This is a genomic window from Nostoc sp. CHAB 5715, assembly GCF_020829685.1.
GTDB lineage: Bacteria > Cyanobacteriota > Cyanobacteriia > Cyanobacteriales > Nostocaceae > Nostoc.
Genome location: NZ_JAIVFR010000008.1, coordinates 1 through 21,487, shown reverse-complemented (window position 1 = coordinate 21,487; position 21,487 = coordinate 1). Strand labels below are relative to the sequence as shown.

The window sequence follows — 21,487 nt, the reverse complement described above, 5'->3', positions numbered from 1 at the left end:
AATGCAGCTGTGGTAGTTTGAAAACTTGCATCCACCGCCATAACCCCAACCTTTGGGTTTAGCTACATCTTGGGTTTCTATTTTTTCAGAAGGCGTGTTTTTATACAGAATCTTCGCGATCGCTTTTACGTGGGTATCTAAAAGTTCTTTATCTTCCGGGGTCATTGGACTTGATCTGCTTGTTGAACATTATTAATTCTCTCGAATTCCGGTAGCGATGTACAGTCGGCTTTTATTCGCGATGAACCCTCGCGAATAATCTTGGCTTTTTCCCCTCTTTTTGCAAAATTGGGATGCTCCCTCCTACCACAGAGTATTTATTAAACTCTTGGGTAGGCGAAAAGCAAATATTGACCCTCAGACTGCAAGTATGTTCAGGCAAAATCCTACCTTCGCCTCAAAAACGCTAAAACTTATATACAGCAGGGCTTTTCAGACCATCTTGCAGGTTTTTACTCATATCTCGGCTCAATACCAACTACCTCCGGCTTTGGATAACATCCAAAGGTTACTCGGGCTTGCGTGATGCGGGCTTTTCTTGCCCCAGGCAACTGTTCGAGTTCACTTTTGAGAGTGTAGTGACCACTGCTAAGGTCGGTTTCAAAGAACCAGCGTACATTCGGTCTACTACACTCCTTCAATATACAAGCGTATATGTTATCGTTCCAGCACCGTCAACATAAGTGTTTTCATCAAGATAGCCAAAATAGTCTTTCCCGTTTCGGATAAAAGCTTCTTCAGTGCGACCAAATTGTGTTCGCCCAAAGCCATCATTAAAGCCAAATCGCTCAGTAGTTTTACCATTAACCCAAATAAATCTCTCAAAATTTCCATCAGTGAATGAAATACTAGGGATTCCATCCTTGTGAGTGTATTTGCTCAAGTAATTAAATTCTGCTTCCAAAACCGTGATTGTCTCTTGTCCCTTCCTTTTAAGCAATGAGGGATCATAGCTGAAGAACCCACTAAATTGTCTGCCTTTTAACGAACCAGAAATCACATTTACAAGAAAATTATAAGTAATATTTTCCTCAATCGGTGCAGTTCCATCTGCGGCAGAGATAATCTGTTTAGCCTGGTCTTCAGTAATTGAGTCATCGATACTTTGAACATCTTCGATACGTTCATCGTAAGGGCGATCTGGGTGAGCTTTTGCCATCTTGAATGCTCGTTCATAGATGCCTTTAGCTGATGTCAGTTTTGTCAAATCGTTTGTAATTATGTCTTGCTGTTGCTTGACCCAATTATTCCAGTTGTTTTCTTCTACTGGCGGTGTGACGCTCCTTAGCAATTCTTGGATCTGAGTGTGGATTTGGTTTGTTTCCTGCGCCATATCAGTAATATCCTTATTGGCAAGAGCAATCCCATTCGTGAGATCGTTGATATTCTTCTTTAGGGTTGCCTCTTGATCTTCGAGTTGCGCCACAGACAGACCAATATCAAGACCAATAAAAGCGACTGCGAGAATGGCTGAGGCATCTCCAGCAAGCTCTCCAATCTTTGCTAACCGACCTACTGTACCCGCTATTTCCGCAGTCTCACCAATAACCTCCACTCCCTCAAGAGCTTCTGCTGTTTCTGCTGATATCTCACCTGTTTCCAATAATTCTGCATCTTTTACTACGACCGCAGAGGCTTTACCAATTCGGGAGATAATAATTGATGTCGTCGCTGCCACGCCATCACCCACGTTGGCAACACCTCGGGAAATAAGAATTTTTTGGCAGATAGCATCCCATTTAGCGCAAGAATTCTTAAGATTTTTTAAGGTGTCAACTGGAACATGGGATAGTTTAGCCCATTCCTGCCAGTAGGGTATCTGATTTGCTTGAGCAAATAGATTTTCTGCTTCTAAACTACTTTGGGCTAGAATTTTGATATCGTCTAACATTTTTCCCAGCTTTCTATCTGCATCGTTGCGAGTACGTTCCGCATTCTGAGCGATTGGATAAAGGCGTGTAAGTTCATCATGCTCGTTTTTTACTTGCTCTTTCATAGCAGGTAAAAAACTATAGTAGTTTTTCTCAATGGCATCGGCAGCACTTAGCAAACCAGCATCTTTAAGGGTTTGCTTTGCTTCATCCATTTTGTCCTGGAACTGAAAACCAGTAACCACGTTGCCTAGGTCAATAGCTGTATCGGTAACAATCCTAGTTACAGATGTTCCAATATCCTTTATCGTTCTAGTAAATCCTTCGGCGAAATCATTCCAAAAGCTCATTGTTTTTCTCTTTAATGTGCGTATAGTCTCAAATACAAATAATTCCGAAATCCTGCCAAATCAATGTTTTATATGTGCTAATGGTAAATCCAAGTGGATAGATTAGCTATCAGACTGCTCTATCTACTTGGATAGCTGGAACAGGATTTGCTATGTACCCTAATTCGGCAGAAAGCTTTTCATACAGTTATCTGGACGCATATGTTATTGTTCCAGCACCGTCAACATAAGTGTTTTTATCAAGATAGCCAAAATAGTCTTTCCCGTTTCGGATAAAAGCTTCTTCAGTGCGACCAAATTGTGTTCGTCCAAAGCCATCATTAAAGCCAAATCGCTCAGTAGTTTTACCATTAACCCAAGTAAATCTCTCAAAATTTCCATCAGTGAATGAAATACTAGGGATTCCATCTTTGTGAGTGTATTTACTCAAGTAATTAAATTCTGCTTCCAGAACCGTGATTGTCTCCTGTCCCTTACCTTTAAGCAATGAAGGATCATAGCTGAAGAACCCACTAAATTGTTTACCTTTTAACGAACCAGAAATCACATTTACAAGAAAATTGTAAGTAATATTTTTCGTCTTCGGATGCAGGATATCTTTCGTCTTCGGATGCAGGATATCTTGAATAGCCTTATCCAAATAATTGGCGATATCGCTGATATTTTTATTTTCGTCAGAATCTTTAAAAAGGGTTCGTTCTGGAAAAACTTGATTTAAGTCACTTAGGAAGCCTTCGTCTTTCACATAAGCTTCTTTATCGGCATTAAATTCTTCTAACCTAGATGGCTTGTTTGCAATTTGCCCTGCTTTATTGATTAGGAACGTTTGTACTTTAGTATCGACAAGTGCAACTTTGTACTGTTCAACAATATGATTCGTTGCCGAAGAGATGGTTTCACTTATTATTTTCACGACTTCCCTAGAAGCTAATAATCGCTCATTAGCAGTCTTTTTCTTCGTATCCGTTTCGTTTAAAATTGCCTCTTGGCTCTTAAAGTCGTTATAGCGAGAAGTAATGGTTGTAGCTAAATCCTGACTAATTCCTGGAATGTTTTGGTTCGCTGCGGCAGTAATTGCTTTTTGGATTGTCTGGTAAACCTGATCAAGATCTGTTAGCCATCCCTTTACGTTTATGTTGTAGTTACTTAAAGCGACTTCTAGACCATCATTTAAGAGTTGTTGAGAATCTTGATCGTTAAATGATAGGTCAGGAGATGACTTCTTAAGGTAATCTTCTACAGCTTTGAGCTTTGTTTGATCATTTTTGCAGCCATGAATCAATGCATCTAGGGTGGGTGTATTGCTGTTGTAAGTGCTAATCATTTCATTCAATTTATCAGCTTGAGCCTTACATTGTTCGGTTAGTTTAACCACAAGATAAATATTCATGGCGAAAGAACCAAGATTAAAGATCGTTGTAACGGCTGCTTTTCCCGCTTCCTTTAGTCGCCATTTGGGGTCTAGAGAATTAGAAAGTAGTTCTAGGTTGGCTAGTGGATCTCTTGTTCTATAGTATTTGTTGTATACTGCTTCCCCAACCATACTGATAATTGTGATACCCAAAAGCGTGCTAGGAATAGCAACATCAGTCGCGCTTATCTTTAACGCTTTAGCAAGTTCTTTTATTTGATCCTCACTACTGATTCCTTTTGACTGAAGATCCGTAAGCCATTTTTGAGCAGAAGGAACTTTCAGGGATAACTTCCGATTCTCTTCATCTAGTTTCTGCCATATCTCGTTTACGTTTATCCATCTGTCCTCTAGACTTTTGGCTATATCCTGCAAATTGTATATTGCCTGTCTGATATTTTCCATATCAGCACTTATATTGCTAAGTCTGTCTATTAGTATGTCGTATTTCTTCCCTTCTGCGAATGCTGTTTCTGTCAGACTCCCGACATTCCATGCCACACATACGCTGTTTGGATCAACTGCCTGTGCAATTTGGACACCTGTCATAGATGCGTCAAAAGCCCCATTTACGATCGTAAAAACCTTATTGGCTTTGGATAGACCTTCAAGAATACTCAGAAAACTTGGCATTTTAATGTCCTTTATATTTTTTGACTTGTTTATATACTCCGAGCGGTTAGCTATTAGCAATTAGCCAAAAGTTAACTGTTAAATACTAATAGCAGTTTGAAAAGTCTAAATTTGAACCGTTCTTAGTATATAAGTGGCTTTTCTGAAGATAACTACCACGGCTAGATTGCGAATTCCAGAAAACAGTAGATAAAAAACTGTCAATCACCCTGTCCCATCCACCAAAACTTAGTAGCGGTTACGTCCACCGCCGCCAGCATATCCGCCCCGTCCGCCACCAGAAGAACCTCTGTCTTCCTTGGGCTTGGCTTTGTTAACTTTGAGTCCACGACCCATCCATTCAGCACCATCAAGACCATCAATGGCAGCAGCTTCTTCGGCATCTGTTCCCATTTGGGGTAAATATAGCGAAGCTGTCACCAGGAGCAAGATAGCCTGAAAACTATTGCTATATATAGGTTTTAGCCATTTTGAAGTATAATTGGCACTTTTTTATAAATCTTGGGTATCTATAGCTACAAAAACCGGAGTATTTATTAACTTTATTTACAGGTTTTACAGCAAGGACTTTGATCACCTGAGGACCTGAATTGACTGAAAGTCTTTTACAGAAAGCTTTGTAGCCTAATCGAGTCATATCATGTCCGGCTAAATACAAGTCAATTACGTTCGCTCTTAGCGTTCCCGTTGGCGCAGCCTCTCGTAGAGAAGGGTACGCAGCGATAGCGGAGTGAAGTAATCGCAGAGTCCAAGGGAATTGCTTCGTTCCACTCCGTTCCACTCGCAATGACATATTGTAAGTGATTAAGCGGACATGATATCACTCCAACCAAATAGTATTTATAAAACTCTTGGGTAGGCGAAAAGCAATTATTGACCCTCACACTGCAAGTATGTTCAGGCAAAATCCTACCTTCGCCTCGAAAACGCTCAAACTTATATACAGCAAGGCTTTTCAGACCATCTTGCAGGTTTTTACACATATCTCGGCTCAATACCGCGATCGCTACTCAAAATTAAGCACAGTAGTAAGATTATCTTAGCTGTGCTGCTAATCTGCCTACTGGTACGCTTGCTACCTTATTTTGCACCTATTCATACCGCAGACATTGCCCAAAATCAGTTGGCAATGCAATTTAGCGATCGCAATGGTTTACATTAGGAACATTACTCACCCGTGACCAAGAACATACATCAGTAGTACCACTAAATCAGGTTTCGCCCCAGTTTACCCATGCTATTTTAGCCGCCGAAGATGGCAGCTTTTACCATCACGGGGCGTTGGATATGAAAGCTATTATCCGCGCCAGCAAAGAAGCTATCCACGCGAAACGAATTGTTTCCGGTGCTTCCACAATTACTATGCAGTTAGCGCGGATGTTAGATCCAGTGCCGCGCAGTTTCTCTGGTAAACTAAGTGAGATTTGGCTATCTTGGCGGTTAGCAGCAGGGATGAATAAAGATGAAATTCTCTGTGCATATATCAATCGCCTGCCAATGGGAGGAAATATATATGGTGTAGAAGCAGCAGCGCAGACTTATTTTTCCATCCCAGCTAGTGAATTGAATCTTGCTCAAGCTAGTTTGTTGGCTGCTATTCCTAATAATCCCACATACTTTAACCCTTATCAACATTGGGAACGGCTGAAGCAGCGACAAAAATACGTCCTCAATCGTATGGTACAAGAAGGGTATATTAGTGATGCGATCGCAGCCCGAACATCCGCCGAAAAATGCGATTTCGGGGTTACGGCCAACACCAGATTGTACATCAGTGGTGCAGGAATATTTCTATCCAAAAGATAAAATTGCCTACGAAGGTGACAATCAATTCAATTTACCACCAGAATATGATGAGTGGTTGGCAAAACAACAGCAATCGAGTCTTGTTTCTACCAATTTGAGAATTTTATCTCCGCATCATGGCGATTTATTTTTATTTTATCCAGGTGAAGAAGCGAAACAAAAACTTGAATTTAAGCTAGCGGGAAATAAATCTGCGCCTGTTGAATGGTGGCTAAATGGGAAAAAACTAGATACAAACTCAGCTAATTCTTTATTTTGGAATTTGCGTCCTGGTAAGTGGATTTTGGAAGCAAGAAGCGGGAAAATGAGCGACAAGGTAAGTTTTCAGGTGGAATTAGCTAGTATTAAACCTATGCGTCGAGGATTTTCTATGATCGCGCCTTGCTGTTACCCTCAAGCCCATCACTGATTTCTCATCTATAGAATGAAGTATTCCGGTGCGATCGCTCAAAGTTTGCCTATGTCAATTGAGAATTATTTGAATGAGGTGATCGCCTATCTTGTGTGCGATCGCCCTTCGGTATCATCCTCAAACCCATCATTGATTCTTACTTACAGAATCACAGACATCGCACGCTCATTATCCTTCCTACACGAGCGATCGCATTCCTTTTAAGATAATCTCAACAAAATTAGCGTTCGCTATTTTCTGGTGGTTGGGTTTCGCGATCACGAAACCCAACATAAAGTTACAATTTGATTTTTCTACAATCCTCCGCCAAGATGATGGTTTATTGGGTTTTGTACCTCAACCCAACTTACAAGCTCGGGCGATCGCACTAACATTCTGTGAATTGTATGCATTTCCGTTCTTCAGAGCAATCGCAGGATTGGAATGCTATACATCAAGCATTATATACTTGAATATGGATATCTGAAACTTTAGGATTGTTTACTCCTCCTCCGTCTACAGTTACTCTGAAACCATTGCCAGTTACTTCACTAATTTCAGAAGTATCTCTTGTGACTGTATATCCCTCTCCTGCAAGTACATTTATGTATTGTCCATCGGAACCTGACCAAAATCGGAAGCCGGGAGTAGGGGCGTTGGGAATTGTGATTACAGGAACATTGCCTTGTTCTAAAGGTCCTCCAAAATTAATATAATCTGAGACAACTTGCTGTCCTGGGTTGACTTCTCCGTTTATTTCGGGGCGTTGTCCGCCAGTCGCTGGTCCGAGGTCATATTTTATTATACTGTTTGAGTGATTTATAAATGTAAACTGATGGTTAAAACGGATTTCGTCCGGTCCTGTTGCGTTGCGAAATGTAGCCATGTTGATCTCCTTTTCTCATTATTGATTGGACTTACACATTGACAAAAATCTGATTATGTAAATCAGACTTGTTTGTTTTCTTTCTTTAATTAAGTGCAAGCAAAGCAAGCAAAATCAACTTATGCACTTTTAAGAGAGAAATACGGAATCGAAACCGCCTCCAGGAATTAGTGGGCGAGGAGAGTTAGGGAGGGGTGTACTTCATCTAAAATGACTCAAATCCTTTGCATTTAATAAGATGTACGTCTTTTACAAGTCCTTTACTAGAAAAGATCAACACTTACAAACAAAGGTGAACCCAAATAATAAGGCAGCCGTGTGTTGAGAGATTGTGTTGTTCCCTGGTTGTTTATGTTGACGGCTACCTCATTATTTTCAGAGTTCCTTTTAGGTCAGACCAAAGTAAACAGAGATTTTCGAGCGCTAATCTGGGATTAAAACCTAGATAAAGCTAGGATTTGAAGTGACTGCTCGTAACCTCCCTGAACGCATACAAACACATCAAGCATTATATACTTGAATATAGATATCCCCAACACGAGGATTGTTTTCTCCTCCTCCATCTACAGTTACTCTGAAACCATTCCCAGTTACTTCACTAATTTCAGAAGAATCTTTTGTGACTGTATATCCCTCTCCTGCAAGTACATTTATATATTGGTCTGTGACAATGACACCTCCTGACCAAAATCGGAAGCCGGGAGTAGGGGCGTCGGCAATTGTGATTACACGAACATTGCCTTGTTCTAAAGTTGCTGCCACGCCAAAACTTTCTGAATCAACTCGCTGTCCTGGGTTGACGTCTCCGTTTATTCTGTTGTATTGACCGCCTGTAGCTGGTCCGATCTCATATCGTATTGGTCTGTTTGAGTGATTTATAAATGTAAACTGATAGTCACCACCAGCTTTAAATGTAGCCATGTTGATCTCCTTTTCTCTTTCTTTGATATTAGTTTTTCTCTTAGTCTGTGAACTCATAAAACTCATCCCAGAACTCATAGAAAAACTCATGAAAAATAACATCATTCAGTAGGGAGAACCTCACATCCACATCGGAAAAGAATTGAGTCGCTCTTCTTTTCGTGGTTCTTGCAACCAATCCATTTTCACCGGAACCTCGTAAAGCCGTCCGGGTGCTAACCTTTTCCACATATGGCGCATTCCCGGAACGATTACCTTGGCAACGTGAAGTCCAATATCGGGACGAGTTTGATCTAAAACCAGCATTTCTAAACCATTGTTCTCAACGATTTGTTGACAAAGCTTGACATCTTCGAGTAAATCGTCAGTTGCCATTTGGCGATAATCGCCACTGACTTTAGCAGCAATGCTCTCGCCTGGAACTAAATAAGGTCGATCGCTTAAAGTTGCGGTTTTCCACCAATTTACCGCCAAAGTATCAGCAGATGGGGGATAGTTCGTACTTCCATCAGCTTTGGTAAATAAAACGTTAGGTAAAATTTGGTTAACTTCCGTCAAGGCTCGACTAATAGCTTAAGCTGCACAGTGCATATATTTGCTTACCGCGTCTGCTTGATCGGAATCTCAATCAAAAACTCTGTACCCTTACCAGGTGCAGAAATACACTTGATTTTTCCCTTGTGCTTATCTACTATAATCTGATAACTAATAGATAATCCTAAGCCAGTGCCTTTACCTATAGGTTTAGTAGTAAAGAAAGGATCAAACAATTTATTCTTAACTTCCTCTGGTATTCCTGGCCCATTATCTTTAATACTAATCATCACGCAGTCTTCATTTTTAACTTGAGTATGGACAGTAATAGAGGCAAGGTGTTTTTTAGCCTCTCCTTTTAAACATTCTTCTTCCCATTCATATAAAGCATCAATAGCGTTACTTAAAATATTCATAAATACCTGATTCAGTCCTCCTGCATAACATTCAACAAGAGGCAAATCACCATAATCTTTGATTATTGCAATTTCCTGCTGTTTATGCTTTCCTTTAAGACGATACTGTAAAATTAATAGCGTGCTATTTATTCCTTCATGAATATCAACAGGTTTCATTTCTGCTTCATCAAGACGCGAGAAGTTCCGCAAAGTTAGCACAATCTCACGAATGCGGTCAGTACCAACTGCCATCGAGGATAATATTTTCGGCAGATCATCAATAATAAACTCTAAATCTATCTCATCAATAAAACTATTTAGTTCTGAATTGTAATTAAATTTTTGTTGCTGATACAGCTTAATTAAACTTAGTAAGTCCTGACTATATTCTCTAACATGCATCAGGTTACCATAAATGAAATTAACTGGATTATTAATTTCATGAGCAACACCAGCAACTAGCTGACCTAATGAGGACATTTTTTCAGTTTGAATAAGTTGTACTTGAGCGTGTTGTAATTCTTGCAGTGTCTGTTGTAATTGATTATTTTTGTGTTTTAGCTTTGCCGTTCTCTCTGCAACTTGCATTTCTAACCTATAATTCGTTTCTTCTAAGGCGGCTTGAGCAATTTTTTTAGCTTTTAAGTATTGCTGTAATAAATGCAATACTAAAAGCCATGCCGGAATCAGCATTGCTAAACTTATAATAGATTCTAAAATTGCCCAAAGCATTCTTTTGTAATAATTATCAACTTTCTGCTGTAACTGAAGTGATATATTACGCTTTCTTTTTGCAACACCATCAGCATAAATTTGTTTTTGAGTTTCATACTCGCGGTTAGAAAGTAGTATTTGTGCTATCTCTTTCTGATTTTTTTTAACTAGTTCAAAAGATTGATATTCCATTGCAACTAAGCGCTGATTAGCTGCATCAACTTTTTTAGCATCCTCATTTTCATATACTTTAGGAGCTAGTTGAATAGATTTTTTAATAGCTAGATCAAGTTTAGGTTCAAATTGGCGATACCGTTCTTCCCAAATAATTTTTCCTGTAGCAGCATTCATGCGTGCTGACATCGTTAATACTTCATCAAGATAAGTAATTTCATCACTTAGCATTTGGAGTTTAAATTCATTTTTAGTAATACTATTAAAGTTGTAATATGCTTGCCAATTGAGGCAGATTTGAGGAATAAACAAAACTAATGTCAGTAGTAAAGTTATAGTTACGATTTGAGAGGGAACGAATCTCAGTTTATTGTGGAAGTGCATTTTGATAATATTGTTTAGATAGATGCTAGTTAAGTATTAATTAAGATTAATCCTTCTTGATAAGTTTTATCTCATCAAGATTAATCCCGAAAATGTTTCTTAAATACCCTATAGTTTCGTCTTGATAAATTTCAAAGTTAATTTTATTTATTTGTTTGATTTTAATCTTTCTACCATACATAAAGCCTAAGTCAAAAGTTCTTAAATTTAATGTTGAAAAATTATAAGGATATGGATATATAAATCTAGCAAAAAGTTTATAAATGAATAAATGTAGCTTATTAGTCTTTAAGTCATTACCCATTGTGAATCCAATGACAAAAGCCTCATCTTGAGGAGAAATACCTCTACCTAAAAGGATGTGAATATAATCATGATGGCGCAGACTAATTTTTCCAGGTAACGCCAATAGGCTATTAGGGTTCTCTAGTAACCAAATTACGAAAGGAATTTTTGGTTTACATAAACTAAATATTACCGAATGTACTTTTTTTAAATTCATTTGAGCTATGTCTAGTTGAAAAGTTTCATCTAAATCAAAAGCCATAGGTATATTTATAACAAAAGAACTAACTTATTAGTATTTGTTTTTATTCTGATTTGTCTATATTTACTGAGAAAATTATTTTTATTTTTATAATTAAGTATAAGAAAAACTATTTTGGATGAAGTTACAGTATTATTACTGAATTTATAGTAAGGGCAAAGGCATCTAAATGAGGAATTATCGACTGATAAGGTGTCGTTGCGATCGCTCGCAAAGCGTTTTGTACAGTTGCAAAGTAATCTCAAAACCCTGTGACTGCTTTGTTTCACTACCCTACCGAAAGCCAGCTTCGGTGTCTACGTTCTACTCAAAGTAACAGGATTATATTTTATTGTGCCCGTCTACTTAAAAATGTTGCGGCAATAGCTTTATCATGGTTTAGTTGATGCGCTGTTTCCCACAGTTCTGAATTCGATGAATGCGTTGCTTGATATGGGCAACAAGCTAGATACCAGAAAGTGTCAAACTAAACATAAAGTCTATAAAAAAGCCGCAAACTCAAACTATGACTAAGCAACCAACAGATTTAGACAATAAAGCTGTATTTGAGCAGTTGTGGGGAATTACAAAGGAACTCCACCAAAAACTAGAGGCTCGTTTTCAATTACATCCAGACCCTTCTGTAGAAGATTTACAGGAATATAGCAGTCTCGATGGTAATATGAAGGGTTCGCTTACCACTTTTTCGGGGAAAGAAATTGACTGGCTAGTTCATTCATGGCTAGGAAACCCCGAAAAATCAAACTTTAGCACCATGCGTCTCACCACTTGGCTGAAGTCGCATATCCAGGTTCCTCATTTAGCCTTTGAGTTTGGCACACTTCCAAATGCAAATATTTTCTTTTATATAGATTACATTCCCCGGACTCAACTTTTAACCGATTTGGCATATCTCGATCGCTACTATGAGCCAGTTAACCAAACATTCTTGAAGTTACAGGACGATTCGCGCCTAAAGGTATTTACCAGCAAAAGTGTGTATCTTCGCCTATTTCAATCGCCTGTTAGCTTGTGTTACACAGGCGCACCTACTTTTGAAATCCTTGAACTGACTCGCACGCTTGCATACGAAACCCTCGATCGCTGGTTAACTTGGGTAGATGCAGCTGAACCTGTGCCAGAAGATGCACGGAAAGCTTTAGCGGCTCGTGATTTGGCGCTGCGCCGTACCAGTGCTGAACGTGATCCAGGTAATAAATTTGCCGCACAGATGTTTGGATCTAAACTGACAGATAAACTTGTACGATCGCTCTGGGGCGGCGATCGAATTAGTCATTAGTCATTGGTCATTGGTCATTGGTCACTTGTACTGCTCTTCTCTACGAGAGGCTGCGCCAACGACTACGCTCAGGAACCGCGACTTGTGCCGAGCGACTTGTACGCTCGCTAGTCGAAGTAAGCCGAGGTAAGCCGAAGTATTGGTCAATAATTAATAGTTATTCTTCCCCTGCTCCCCCTGCTCCCCCTGCCTCAAGAGCTTGCCTCAATTCATCCCACTGATTCTGCAACGCCGTTAAAGCTAGGCAAATTGCCACAGTGTGCTAATCCGATCACAGACTCTCGTAGGTGAGTTTTGCATTTGCCCAGTTAGTTTCTGCCAGAAATTCCCTAAATGTGGTCAGAAGTCCAGGAAACTCCTCTTCTCGTAAACGCCAGACATCGGCTTGATAACCTTCCTTGCGATACCACTGAATCAAATCGAACAGTTCCTTTTGCAGCAAGAGTAAGAAAATCCAGGCGGGTGTCTCTTTGTAGACAACTTTCATCCCCTGCGCTTGGGAGAATGCCTCTGCCATCTGAAGAGGAGTCAGCACATCGCCAGCTAGCTCAATTTCTTGACCAATATACTTGGTGGGATGTTTAATTACGTAAGCAGCAACGCGGCCCATGTCCTTGGTTGTAATTAGATGAAGGGGCTTGTCTTGCTGAATGGAAAATGGGAAACTACCTTTGAGAATGGAAGGTCGCGTGTACTTCTTCCAAAACTCCTCCATAAACAAGCAAGCTCGCAACATGGTAGTCGGTAAGCCAGCTTCTTTGAGAATTTGCTCCACTTGGTACTTTTGCTCAATGCGGGGGATTCCGGAATTCCTGTCTGCCCCACCTGCTCCATTGTAGACAAAGTGCTTAATGTCAGCTTGTTTGGCAACTTGTGCAACTCGCCTTGCTCTCTCCACCTCTAGCGGGTCAATTTTAGCGGAGTCCGCAGAAGTAGCGTGACAGTAAACAGCCGAAATTCCTGTAAAGGCTGCTATGAGGGAGGTTTCATCGTCGAGGTTGGCTTTTACTAGTTCAACTCCGGCATCGTTGAGTTTTGCAAGAGTTGGACGATTAAGGTCAATTTCTCTAGTAATGACTCGCATCTTTGTAACTCCCTGCTCGAGAAATCCCTTAACGACATTTCCACCTGTGCCGCCAGTAACTCCGATGAGTAAAACTTTATCAGTGTTTGACTCTGTGCGATCAGGAAAATTTGACATTCTCTCTTCTACCTGGAGTTCTTCATTTAAATTAAGTTTATCCAAAGACAAGAGAAGCAAACATTAACAATTCAAAATTCAAACATTTTATACCAATTTAATGTGAAGCTGCACTAAATGAGTAACTCTCTATTCTTGGCGCTCTTGGCGTACTTGGTGAACCAGCGCTGTAGGCGGGTTTCCCACCGTAAGCGACTGGTGAACCCGAAGGGCGGTTCGTTTAATATTCTGTGCATCTTCATACAGAATTGGTATTAGACATTTTAAACGGGGATTTAAACCCCGACTGAAACTGGTGCTACATATAATGGTTGGGGTCTTAAACCCTTGAACTTACGATAAAGAATAAATAATCAATGACCAATGACAAATGACAAATGACAAAACCAATAGAAGTCCGCAATCCTCGAACTGGCAAATTTGACTACGTAATTATCCCGCCGCCCCCAAGGCTGCTGGCACAGCAATGTAAGCGCACCCGCAGGGCACAAGTTCGCTGGCAGCAACTGGGTTTAGAAGGGAGAATTGAAGCCTTACAGCAGTGGAAGGAAGCGATATTATCAGGGCGCGATCGCTTGACGGAGGCTTTGGTAAATGATACAGGAAGATTATCGACCTCAGTATTAGAAATAGACTCCTTCCTCTCTAGCATTGATCGCTGGTGTAAGTTAGCGCCGGAATTGCTGCAAGACTCTGCAAAAAATACAGCAATTCCATTTATCGCTTTGCAACAAACATCCGTTCCTTATCCCCTAGTTGGGGTAATTAGCCCGTGGAATTTTCCACTGTTGCTGTCAACCATTGATACCATTCCGGCATTACTGGCGGGTTGTGCTGTGATTGTTAAACCCAGTGAAATTGCTCCCCGCTTCGTAGCACCACTGAAAACAGCACTCAGCGCCGTTCCCGAATTACGCGATGTTTTAACTTTTGTTGAAGGAGCAGGCGAAACTGGATCTGCTTTGATTGACAATGTAGATTTGGTATGCTTTACAGGCAGTGTAGCGACGGGGCGAAAAGTAGCAGAAGCGGCTGCTAAACGGTTTATTCCAGCTTTTTTGCAATTAGGAGGAAAAGACCCTGCGATCGTTTTAGAATCAGCCAATTTAGAATTAGCAACCTCAGCAATCTTGTGGGGTTCCGTTGTCAACACCGGACAGTCGTGTTTATCAATTGAGCGAATTTACGTTGCTGAATCCATATTTGAAAAGTTTTACCATCAATTAGTAGCCAAAGCTTATCGCCTTCAATTAGCCTACCCCACAGTTGAAAGTGGAGAAATTGGCCCCATCATCGCCGAAAAACAAGCAGCAATTATTAGCGACCATCTTTTAGATGCACTGGAAAAGGGAGCAGTAATTCACTGCGGCGGTGTAATTGAAGACTTAGGTGGGGGTTGGTGGTGTCGTCCGACAGTTCTCACCCAGGTTAACCATTCCATGAAAGTGATGACCGAAGAAACTTTCGGCCCCATTATGCCAATAATGCCTTTTTCCAAAGTAGAAGAAGCAGTGTCTTTAGCGAATGACTCAATTTATGGATTGAGTGCTGCTGTCTTTGCCTCGGAAGCCGAAGCCTTAGAAGTTGCCCAGCAGATAGATGCAGGTGCTATTAGTATCAACGATGCTGCACTCACCGCCATCATGCACGAGGGAGAGAAAAACGCCTTCAAATTCTCCGGTATGGGAGGGTCAGGCATGGGTGCAGCCGCGCTGAAACGGTTCATCCGAAAAAAAGCTATTTTGATTAAAACTAACGCTACTAATGACCCTTGGTGGTTTGAGAATGGGGAGTGACCAATGCCATCATCACTATGCAACTCATTAGCGTAACCAATGGCGTAGCTTGCCGCCGTACTCCTTTGGAGAAGCAAGCTACGCAAAGCGTCTCCAAGAGTTGGCATCGCATTCTCAGTCACGTTTAGAGCAGGAAGCACGAGATATAGCCGTAGTCACATAGGTTAGGACAGTGTTGATTGCTCAAAGCCTTGAAACAACTGGATTTATACTCAGCACTCAGCACTCAGCACTCAGCACTTTGCTATATTAGTGATGGGTTGGCTGAGTCGGACTTCTATCGGTTGCCATTATTGTGGCATTTTGGAGAAGCATGAATCGCACCAAACTACTTAACCACATCAAAAATTTGTTCAGCTGTTAGTTGTAGCTGAATACCCAAGCGTTCCAGTTCTGGAGATTTAATCTGCGTACTTCCGGTAAACCTGCCAGCTTCACGATAACTGCCTTCTGACAATTGTAGAATAGCGATCGCCTGTTCCTCTGGATCAATCAGCCAGTATTCAAGAACACCGCGTGCTGCGTATTGTTTCCGCTTCCGCACATAGTCTCTATCCCGATTGCTCTGACCTGGAGACACCACTTCAACCACCAAGTGCGGTGGAAGAACGTCAAAAGTAATAGTCAACCGCTTCCGGGTCAGCTCTAAGTGTTCCTCCCGGAGAATCACCAAATCAGGGTAGCGATTTGCAGGATCGCCAGCCTCAAGGACTGGTACTTGAAGTTCGCAAACATGAGGCTGTACTTGTCGAAAAGGCATTCCAGCACTAACTAATAGCAGGAACAGGTAATTTGCAAGGGACGTATTTGGTTCTGACTCTGGCGGCAATTCTATTAGCCTCCCATCAACAAGTTCATAACGGTTTTCCGTCCCATCATCTATCTCTAGGTATTGCTCAAACGTCAATCGTTGGGCTGTAGTCATAATACTTCTGTGTGGCTTCTATTATTGTGGCATTTATTGTTAATTAAAGAAGACGCGATGAATCGCGTTTCTACATTGCGGCCATCAAAAAGCGATCGCATTCTCATCCTGTTCAAAATATTTGTTTTACCAGAGGCGATCGCCTCTGCCACGGTTTCGTCTACGATAACCAAAGCATCTGGAAGAATTTTGATGTTTTGGTTCAGAACACAAGTCCATTCGTTCAGAACACAAGTCTATTCGTTCAGAACACAAGTCCATTCGTTCAGAACACAAGTCCATTCGTCCAGAACACAAGTCCATTCGTTCAGAACACAAGTCTATTCGTTCAGAACACAAGTCCATTCGTTCAGAACACAAGTCTATTCGTTTACTTGGTCAGTGGCGTGGTGTTGAAGTATGGCAAAGACAGCCAAGAATATGAGATGACAGGCATCGCTGCTCGTTTCCTTGTCGTTTAACAATAAGTTGCACACTATAATAAATAGGGCGATCAAATGCTTTACTTGGAAGCTTGCCTGTATGTCTTATCCGAAACTAAGTGACGAAGAAATTATCCAACGTGGTAAAGAATTCTACGAAAAACATATCCGTTCCCAAGTTGAGACAGTAGAGAATATTGGCAAATTAATTTCCATAAATGTTGAAACAGGTGAATATGAAATTGGTGATGATTTGCTGGTAACAAGCCGTCGTTTGCAAGCCAAACAGCCTGATGCAGCAATTTGGGCAGAAAGGATTGGTTATGATGCCGTGTATGCTGTTGGTGGTTCATTAGTCAGGACGATACAGTGATACATGGGACGGTGGTTGGGCTTCAAGCACGAATATTCACGGTGAATGATGCCCATTGTTTGGCGATCACATCAATGCTTCAATTTTGGCATCTCTTAGTATATTTATAATTAGGAAGTTGCCTTCAAACTATTAAGAAAACCTATAGGTCGGTTTCTACTATAGCGTTACACTCTATAACGGACTAAGCCTTTATGTAGATCCTGTAGCGCCTGATGAACCTAACCACTACTACTTAATATCTTGGATTATCAATGAAAGCAGTTAAAGTCATGGCAACTATTAATGAGCAAGGACAACTAACCTTAGATCATCCTCTCATAACAGATAAAAACAGCCGCGTAGAAGTTATTATTCTAATTCCAGAAGAGAAAGTTCTAGACGATCAATCTCAAGCAGAAGTCTTAGCAGATTTCCGGCAAGCTTGGCACGAAGCCATGACTGGGCAAACTATCCCGGTGGCTCAACTTTGGGAAGGGCTTGAAAATGACTGATCAGCCTTTCATTCAAGTTGAAGTTTCGCCAACGTTCAACCGAAATCTACGCGCTCTTGCTAAGAAGTATCGCAGTATTCGGAATGATATACAACCCGTCATCGAACAACTTGAACAGGGAGAGTTGCCAGGAGATAAAATACCTGGGGTTGGTTATACGGTCTTCAAGTTAAGAGTCCGAAATAGCGACACTCAAAAAGGTAAAAGCGGTGGCTATCGTCTGATTTATTATGTCAAGACAGCAACGGGAATTATTTTGCTGACTATTTATGCAAAATCTGAACAAGTTGATATTGCCGCAGATGACATTCAGAGCATCATTACAGAATATGAGCAACGGGCGATTAAACATAAAGAGGATATCTAAACAAGAGCTACCGAACCTCCTTACAACGTCCAAATTCCAACCCAAGGGTAGTAAAGCGATGCAAGCCAAACTCCAAGAGCAACTTTCTCCCAATGATGCCGAAGTTATTTTAGGATGCTTACCTGAACGAATTCGCGCCGCTCTAATTGCTCGTGCTACTGAAATTGAATATCCAATCGAAGCAGTTATTGAGATGGCGATCGCAAGTTTTCTCGACACAGAGGCGTTGGGTTTTGCAGATTGCAAGCCAGGGCGTGGACAATAAAGTCTCAAATTTCAACTTAGTAAGGTACACGCATGGCAAAAGGTGACAAAATAAACTTTTCTACTCCTAGTGGTTTCCCAGAATTTCTGCCTAATGAAAAGCGTCTAGAATTATATTTGCTAGATATCATCCGTAGAGTTTTTGAAAGCTATGGATTTACGCCCATCGAAACACCTGCTGTAGAACGTTTAGAAGTGCTGCAAGCTAAAGGGAATCAAGGCGACAATATCATTTATGGCATTGACCCCATCCTGCCACCAAATCGGCAAGCCGAGAGAGATAAATCGGGCGAAACTGGTTCGGAAGCAAGAGCTTTAAAGTTTGACCAAACAGTTCCATTAGCAGCGTATATTGCCCGTCACCTGAATGAGTTAACCTTTCCCTTTGCCCGCTACCAAATGGATGTAGTTTTTCGTGGTGAACGAGCAAAAGATGGGCGTTTTCGCCAGTTTCGTCAGTGCGATATTGATGTAGTTGCTCGTCGTGAACTCAGCCTGCTTTATGATGCTCAGATGCCTGCAATTATCACTGAGATATTTGAAGCAATTAATATTGGTGATTTTTTGATTCGCATCAATAATCGCAAAGTTCTTACAGGTTTTTTTAAGTCAGTAGGAATTACCGAAAACCAAATTAAAGCGTGTATTGGTATTGTTGATAATTTAGAAAAAATTGGTGAGAATAAAGTAAAACAAGATTTAGAAAAAGAGGGAGTTTCAGGAGAACAGACTCAAAAAATTATTGATTTTATTAAAATAGATGGTTCCGTTGATGAAGTATTAGATAAACTTAAGCATCTTGCAGAAAATTTGTCAGAAGCCGAGCAATTAAGTCTGGGAATGACCGAATTAGAAACGGTAATTGCAGGCGTGCGTAATCTCGGAGTTGCCGAAAATCGTTTCTGTATTGATTTATCCATTGCCCGTGGACTTGATTACTATACTGGTACAGTTTACGAAACAACCTTATTAGGACATGAAGCTTTAGGTAGTATCTGTTCTGGCGGGAGATATGAGGAATTAGTTGGGGTGTTTTTGGGTGATAAAATGCCTGGTGTAGGCATTTCTATTGGTTTAACTCGCTTAATTAGTCGCTTGTTAAAAGCTGGTATTCTTAGTACCTTAGCTGCTACACTAGCCCAGGTGATGGTAGTGAATATGCAAGAAGATTTAATGCCAACTTATTTAAAAGTTTCGCAACATCTGCGTCAGGCTGGAATTAATGTCATCACTAACTTTGATAAGCGCCCCTTGGGTAAACAATTTCAGCTAGCCGATAAACAAGGAATTCAATTTTGCGTAATCATTGGTTCTGAGGAAGCAGCAGCACAAAAGTCATCGCTGAAAGATTTGAAGACAGGTGAGCAAGTAGAGGTGCTACTGGTAGATTTGGCTGAGGAAGTTAAAAGAAGGCTTGGCTAATTACTTTTAACATCTCTTTTTCTCTCTGCGCCGCGCCAGTTGCTTCAAGTCGGAGAACCCGCCCAACGCACTGGCTTCTCTGCGTCTGTGCGGTTCAAAAGTTTTTTATTTAACCACAGAGGCGCAGAGAACACAAAGTCACGAAGTTAAAGAGGAGTTTGTTGAGGATTAATATTTGATTAACTGACAAACAGGGCTATTTCATTCTCATCTAGCCCGCCTCAGAATAAATTCTGAGGCTAATAACAAAAGTCGTCTAAAGACGACTAAGAAAGGTTTTTAGTCCACTTTAGTGGACTTAAGCTAAAAGCCTGTGAACTTTAGTTCTGGGCGGTTTATGTTTAGAACGAAATAGCCCTGAACTGACAAATTTTTTTTGTTGCAGCTTAACAAAGTTGTTCAGTCAACCAGGGGTTAACATAGGTTTTATATAGATAACTTCGATTGGGTTACACCTTACTTAATCAAGCAAAAATATATGACAATTATTGATCCTCGTAATTTATCCCTAGAAGAAGTTCATCGTCTGTTTGGCTTTCAAGAACAATACAGTGACTCATTTTCTAACTACTTATCTCTGGAACCTCTCACGGAACTAGAACAGCAGGAACTTCTGCAAATTAGAAATGACTTTGACAGATATCTTACAGCAGGCAAAGTTTCTGAAGGTCAGGTAAAGTTTCTTGCAGTTGCCCCTTTATTAAGATTAGCTGGTTTTTATCGCTATCCTATTGAGATTGTTTTGGAGGAGAATATTGCTGAGATTGAAGTTGAAGATGAAGATATCAAAATTAAAGGCAGATTTGATATTTTAGCTGTTAGTAACGCTAAACATACTAAACCTCAAAGATATTTTTGGGTACTGTTAATTGAATCTAAAAATAGTCAGGTTGATATATCAACAGGTTTACCTCAGCTACTCACATACTCTTATAAAAATTTAGATAATCAAAAATCAGTTTGGGGATTGGCGACGAATGGTAGAAGTTATCAGTTTGTCTATCTTGAACAAGGAAATCCCCCTATTTATTATCTGTTGCCAGAATTAAATTTAATGGAAAGAGAGCGTTCAAGTCAGTTGCTACAAGTTTTAAAAGCAATTTGTCAATTAACTTTGTGATTAAGGCAGTAGGGACTGTCCTGAGTCTCAAGCGATGCCTTGATTCCAGACTACTGTTACCGAAGAAGAATTCAGGAGTCAGGAGCCAGAATTCAGTTGGGATTCTGTGCGACTGGTGGATGAATCGTGGTTTAAAGCCCCCAATTTCAATCGTGGAGATAAAGAAAATTTTTCCTTGTTTGAAACCCCTGACTTGATTGCTGGGGTATTCTGACTCCTGAATTCTGAGTCCTGAATTCTGACTTCTGAATTCTGACTTCTGACTCCTTCTTATTACAATATATAATGTATGTAAATTCAATATTTCTGGCTTGAAACATGAAAACCGAAATTGAAAGAGAAGAAATTATCAAAGCCATCAACTTACTACTGAAACAGGCTTATGACAGCACTTTAGATGAAATTTTCGCATTGTTACAACGAATAGAAGAAGAAGAGGAGGAGGAAGAGTTAAAAGCCTATGATGAAGGTAAAGAAGATATACGTATTAATGGTACTGTGAGTTGGGAAGAAGTTAAAAAAGAAATAAGTCAGGAAGTGGCGTGAGTTATCAAGTTGAAATTTCTAAAGGTGCATCAAAACAACTTAAAAAATTACCGCCAAAACTTCAATAACGTATACACGCTAAAATTGATGATTTAGCCACAGAACCACGTCCAGATGGGGTTAAAAAGCTAAAAAATAGAGACAATGGTTATCGAATTAGAGTAGGAGACTATCGCATTATCTATGATATTTTGGATGAAATTTTATTGATAACTATCATAGAAGTTGGGCATCGTAGTAGTATTTATAAAGATAAAA

At 40.3% G+C, this 21,487-nt stretch carries 22 protein-coding genes and 2 pseudogenes; 13 read left to right on the top strand and 11 right to left on the bottom strand.

The features are described from left to right. Positions 1–637: 637 nt before the first annotated feature. The 3 genes and pseudogenes from LC574_RS01110 to LC574_RS01100 form a co-directional block, all read right to left on the bottom strand. Positions 638–2,221, bottom strand: a complete 1,584-nt coding sequence (locus LC574_RS01110; RefSeq protein ID WP_229451103.1) for a hypothetical protein — start codon at positions 2,219–2,221, stop codon at positions 638–640. A gap of 187 nt (positions 2,222–2,408) precedes the next feature. After that, positions 2,409–4,265, bottom strand: coding sequence for a hypothetical protein (locus tag LC574_RS01105; protein ID WP_229451102.1), 1,857 nt, complete (start codon positions 4,263–4,265; stop codon positions 2,409–2,411). Between the two features lie 228 nt (positions 4,266–4,493). After that, positions 4,494–4,661: pseudogene (locus LC574_RS01100) on the bottom strand (RNA-binding protein); the annotation flags it as partial. Between the two features lie 598 nt (positions 4,662–5,259). Between LC574_RS01100 and LC574_RS01095 the strand changes: the two are divergent. Both LC574_RS01095 and LC574_RS01090 read left to right on the top strand, forming a co-directional pair. After that, a pseudogene (locus LC574_RS01095) lies at positions 5,260–6,480 on the top strand (transglycosylase domain-containing protein). Positions 6,481–6,495: 15 nt separating this feature from the next. Further along, positions 6,496–6,687 carry a hypothetical protein gene (locus tag LC574_RS01090; protein ID WP_229451101.1) on the top strand — a complete coding sequence of 64 codons (192 nt, stop codon included), beginning with the start codon at positions 6,496–6,498 and terminating at the stop codon, positions 6,685–6,687. Between the two features lie 229 nt (positions 6,688–6,916). On the opposite strand, the gene LC574_RS01085 is transcribed toward LC574_RS01090, so the two are convergent. From LC574_RS01085 to LC574_RS01065, 5 genes are all read right to left on the bottom strand, one after another. Beyond that, complete coding sequence (locus LC574_RS01085) at positions 6,917–7,348, bottom strand: hypothetical protein (RefSeq protein ID WP_229451100.1); 432 nt, start codon at positions 7,346–7,348, stop codon at positions 6,917–6,919. Between the two features lie 501 nt (positions 7,349–7,849). Then, on the bottom strand, positions 7,850–8,374 hold the full coding sequence (locus LC574_RS01080) for a hypothetical protein (protein WP_229451099.1): 525 nt from the start codon (positions 8,372–8,374) through the stop codon (positions 7,850–7,852). Between the two features lie 15 nt (positions 8,375–8,389). Then, the gene (locus LC574_RS01075) at positions 8,390–8,839 is read right to left on the bottom strand and encodes a YcaO-like family protein (RefSeq protein ID WP_368736661.1); all 450 of its coding nucleotides are present in this window, start codon (positions 8,837–8,839) and stop codon (positions 8,390–8,392) included. A 29-nt stretch (positions 8,840–8,868) separates the two neighbouring features. After that, the gene (locus LC574_RS01070; protein WP_229451097.1) at positions 8,869–10,473 is read right to left on the bottom strand and encodes a sensor histidine kinase; all 1,605 of its coding nucleotides are present in this window, start codon (positions 10,471–10,473) and stop codon (positions 8,869–8,871) included. A gap of 46 nt (positions 10,474–10,519) precedes the next feature. After that, positions 10,520–11,020 carry a hypothetical protein gene (locus LC574_RS01065; RefSeq protein WP_229451096.1) on the bottom strand — a complete coding sequence of 167 codons (501 nt, stop codon included), beginning with the start codon at positions 11,018–11,020 and terminating at the stop codon, positions 10,520–10,522. 505 nt (positions 11,021–11,525) lie between these two features. Here LC574_RS01065 and LC574_RS01060 point away from each other — a divergent pair. Next, positions 11,526–12,299, top strand: coding sequence for a red chlorophyll catabolite reductase (locus tag LC574_RS01060; RefSeq protein ID WP_229451095.1), 774 nt, complete (start codon positions 11,526–11,528; stop codon positions 12,297–12,299). Between the two features lie 271 nt (positions 12,300–12,570). Here LC574_RS01060 and LC574_RS01055 read toward each other — a convergent pair whose 3' ends face one another. Continuing rightward, positions 12,571–13,500: an NmrA family NAD(P)-binding protein gene (locus LC574_RS01055; RefSeq protein ID WP_229451094.1), complete on the bottom strand. Its 930-nt coding sequence runs from the start codon at positions 13,498–13,500 to the stop codon at positions 12,571–12,573. Positions 13,501–13,877: 377 nt separating this feature from the next. On the opposite strand from LC574_RS01055, the gene LC574_RS01050 reads away from it, so the two are divergent. Next, positions 13,878–15,296 (top strand): aldehyde dehydrogenase family protein, encoded by a 1,419-nt coding sequence (locus LC574_RS01050; RefSeq protein WP_229451093.1) that lies wholly within the window; start codon positions 13,878–13,880, stop codon positions 15,294–15,296. Further along, entirely contained in the window at positions 15,293–15,424 is a 132-nt protein-coding gene (locus LC574_RS37690; protein WP_267871350.1) for a hypothetical protein, read from the top strand. The genes LC574_RS01050 and LC574_RS37690 overlap by 4 nt, the downstream gene beginning before the upstream one ends. 200 nt (positions 15,425–15,624) lie before the next feature. Here LC574_RS37690 and LC574_RS01045 read toward each other — a convergent pair whose 3' ends face one another. Continuing rightward, entirely contained in the window at positions 15,625–16,221 is a 597-nt protein-coding gene (locus LC574_RS01045) for a Uma2 family endonuclease (RefSeq protein ID WP_229451092.1), read from the bottom strand. Continuing rightward, on the bottom strand, positions 16,218–16,394 hold the full coding sequence (locus LC574_RS01040; protein ID WP_229451091.1) for a hypothetical protein: 177 nt from the start codon (positions 16,392–16,394) through the stop codon (positions 16,218–16,220). Before LC574_RS01040 ends, LC574_RS01045 begins: the two co-directional genes overlap by 4 nt. Before the next feature lie 349 nt (positions 16,395–16,743). Here LC574_RS01040 and LC574_RS01035 point away from each other — a divergent pair, with 349 nt between their 5' ends. The 8 genes from LC574_RS01035 to LC574_RS01000 all read left to right on the top strand — a co-directional run. Next, a complete protein-coding gene (locus tag LC574_RS01035; protein WP_069069588.1) occupies positions 16,744–17,016 on the top strand; it encodes a hypothetical protein in 273 nt (90 codons plus the stop codon). A gap of 254 nt (positions 17,017–17,270) precedes the next feature. After that, complete coding sequence (locus LC574_RS01030; RefSeq protein ID WP_229451090.1) at positions 17,271–17,510, top strand: hypothetical protein; 240 nt, start codon at positions 17,271–17,273, stop codon at positions 17,508–17,510. Continuing rightward, positions 17,503–17,877 (top strand): type II toxin-antitoxin system RelE/ParE family toxin, encoded by a 375-nt coding sequence (locus LC574_RS01025; protein WP_229451089.1) that lies wholly within the window; start codon positions 17,503–17,505, stop codon positions 17,875–17,877. The genes LC574_RS01030 and LC574_RS01025 overlap by 8 nt, the downstream gene beginning before the upstream one ends. A gap of 58 nt (positions 17,878–17,935) precedes the next feature. After that, the gene (locus LC574_RS01020; protein ID WP_104907658.1) at positions 17,936–18,142 is read left to right on the top strand and encodes a hypothetical protein; all 207 of its coding nucleotides are present in this window, start codon (positions 17,936–17,938) and stop codon (positions 18,140–18,142) included. A gap of 32 nt (positions 18,143–18,174) precedes the next feature. Beyond that, positions 18,175–19,563, top strand: a complete 1,389-nt coding sequence (gene hisS, locus LC574_RS01015; protein ID WP_229451088.1) for a histidine--tRNA ligase — start codon at positions 18,175–18,177, stop codon at positions 19,561–19,563. A 478-nt stretch (positions 19,564–20,041) separates the two neighbouring features. After that, positions 20,042–20,683, top strand: coding sequence for a restriction endonuclease subunit R (locus LC574_RS01010; protein WP_229451087.1), 642 nt, complete (start codon positions 20,042–20,044; stop codon positions 20,681–20,683). 318 nt (positions 20,684–21,001) lie between these two features. Further along, positions 21,002–21,229, top strand: coding sequence for a hypothetical protein (locus LC574_RS01005; protein WP_229451086.1), 228 nt, complete (start codon positions 21,002–21,004; stop codon positions 21,227–21,229). Positions 21,230–21,300: 71 nt separating this feature from the next. Then, a partial coding sequence (locus tag LC574_RS01000; RefSeq protein ID WP_368736660.1) for a type II toxin-antitoxin system RelE/ParE family toxin occupies positions 21,301–21,487 on the top strand: 187 nt, incomplete at its 3' end.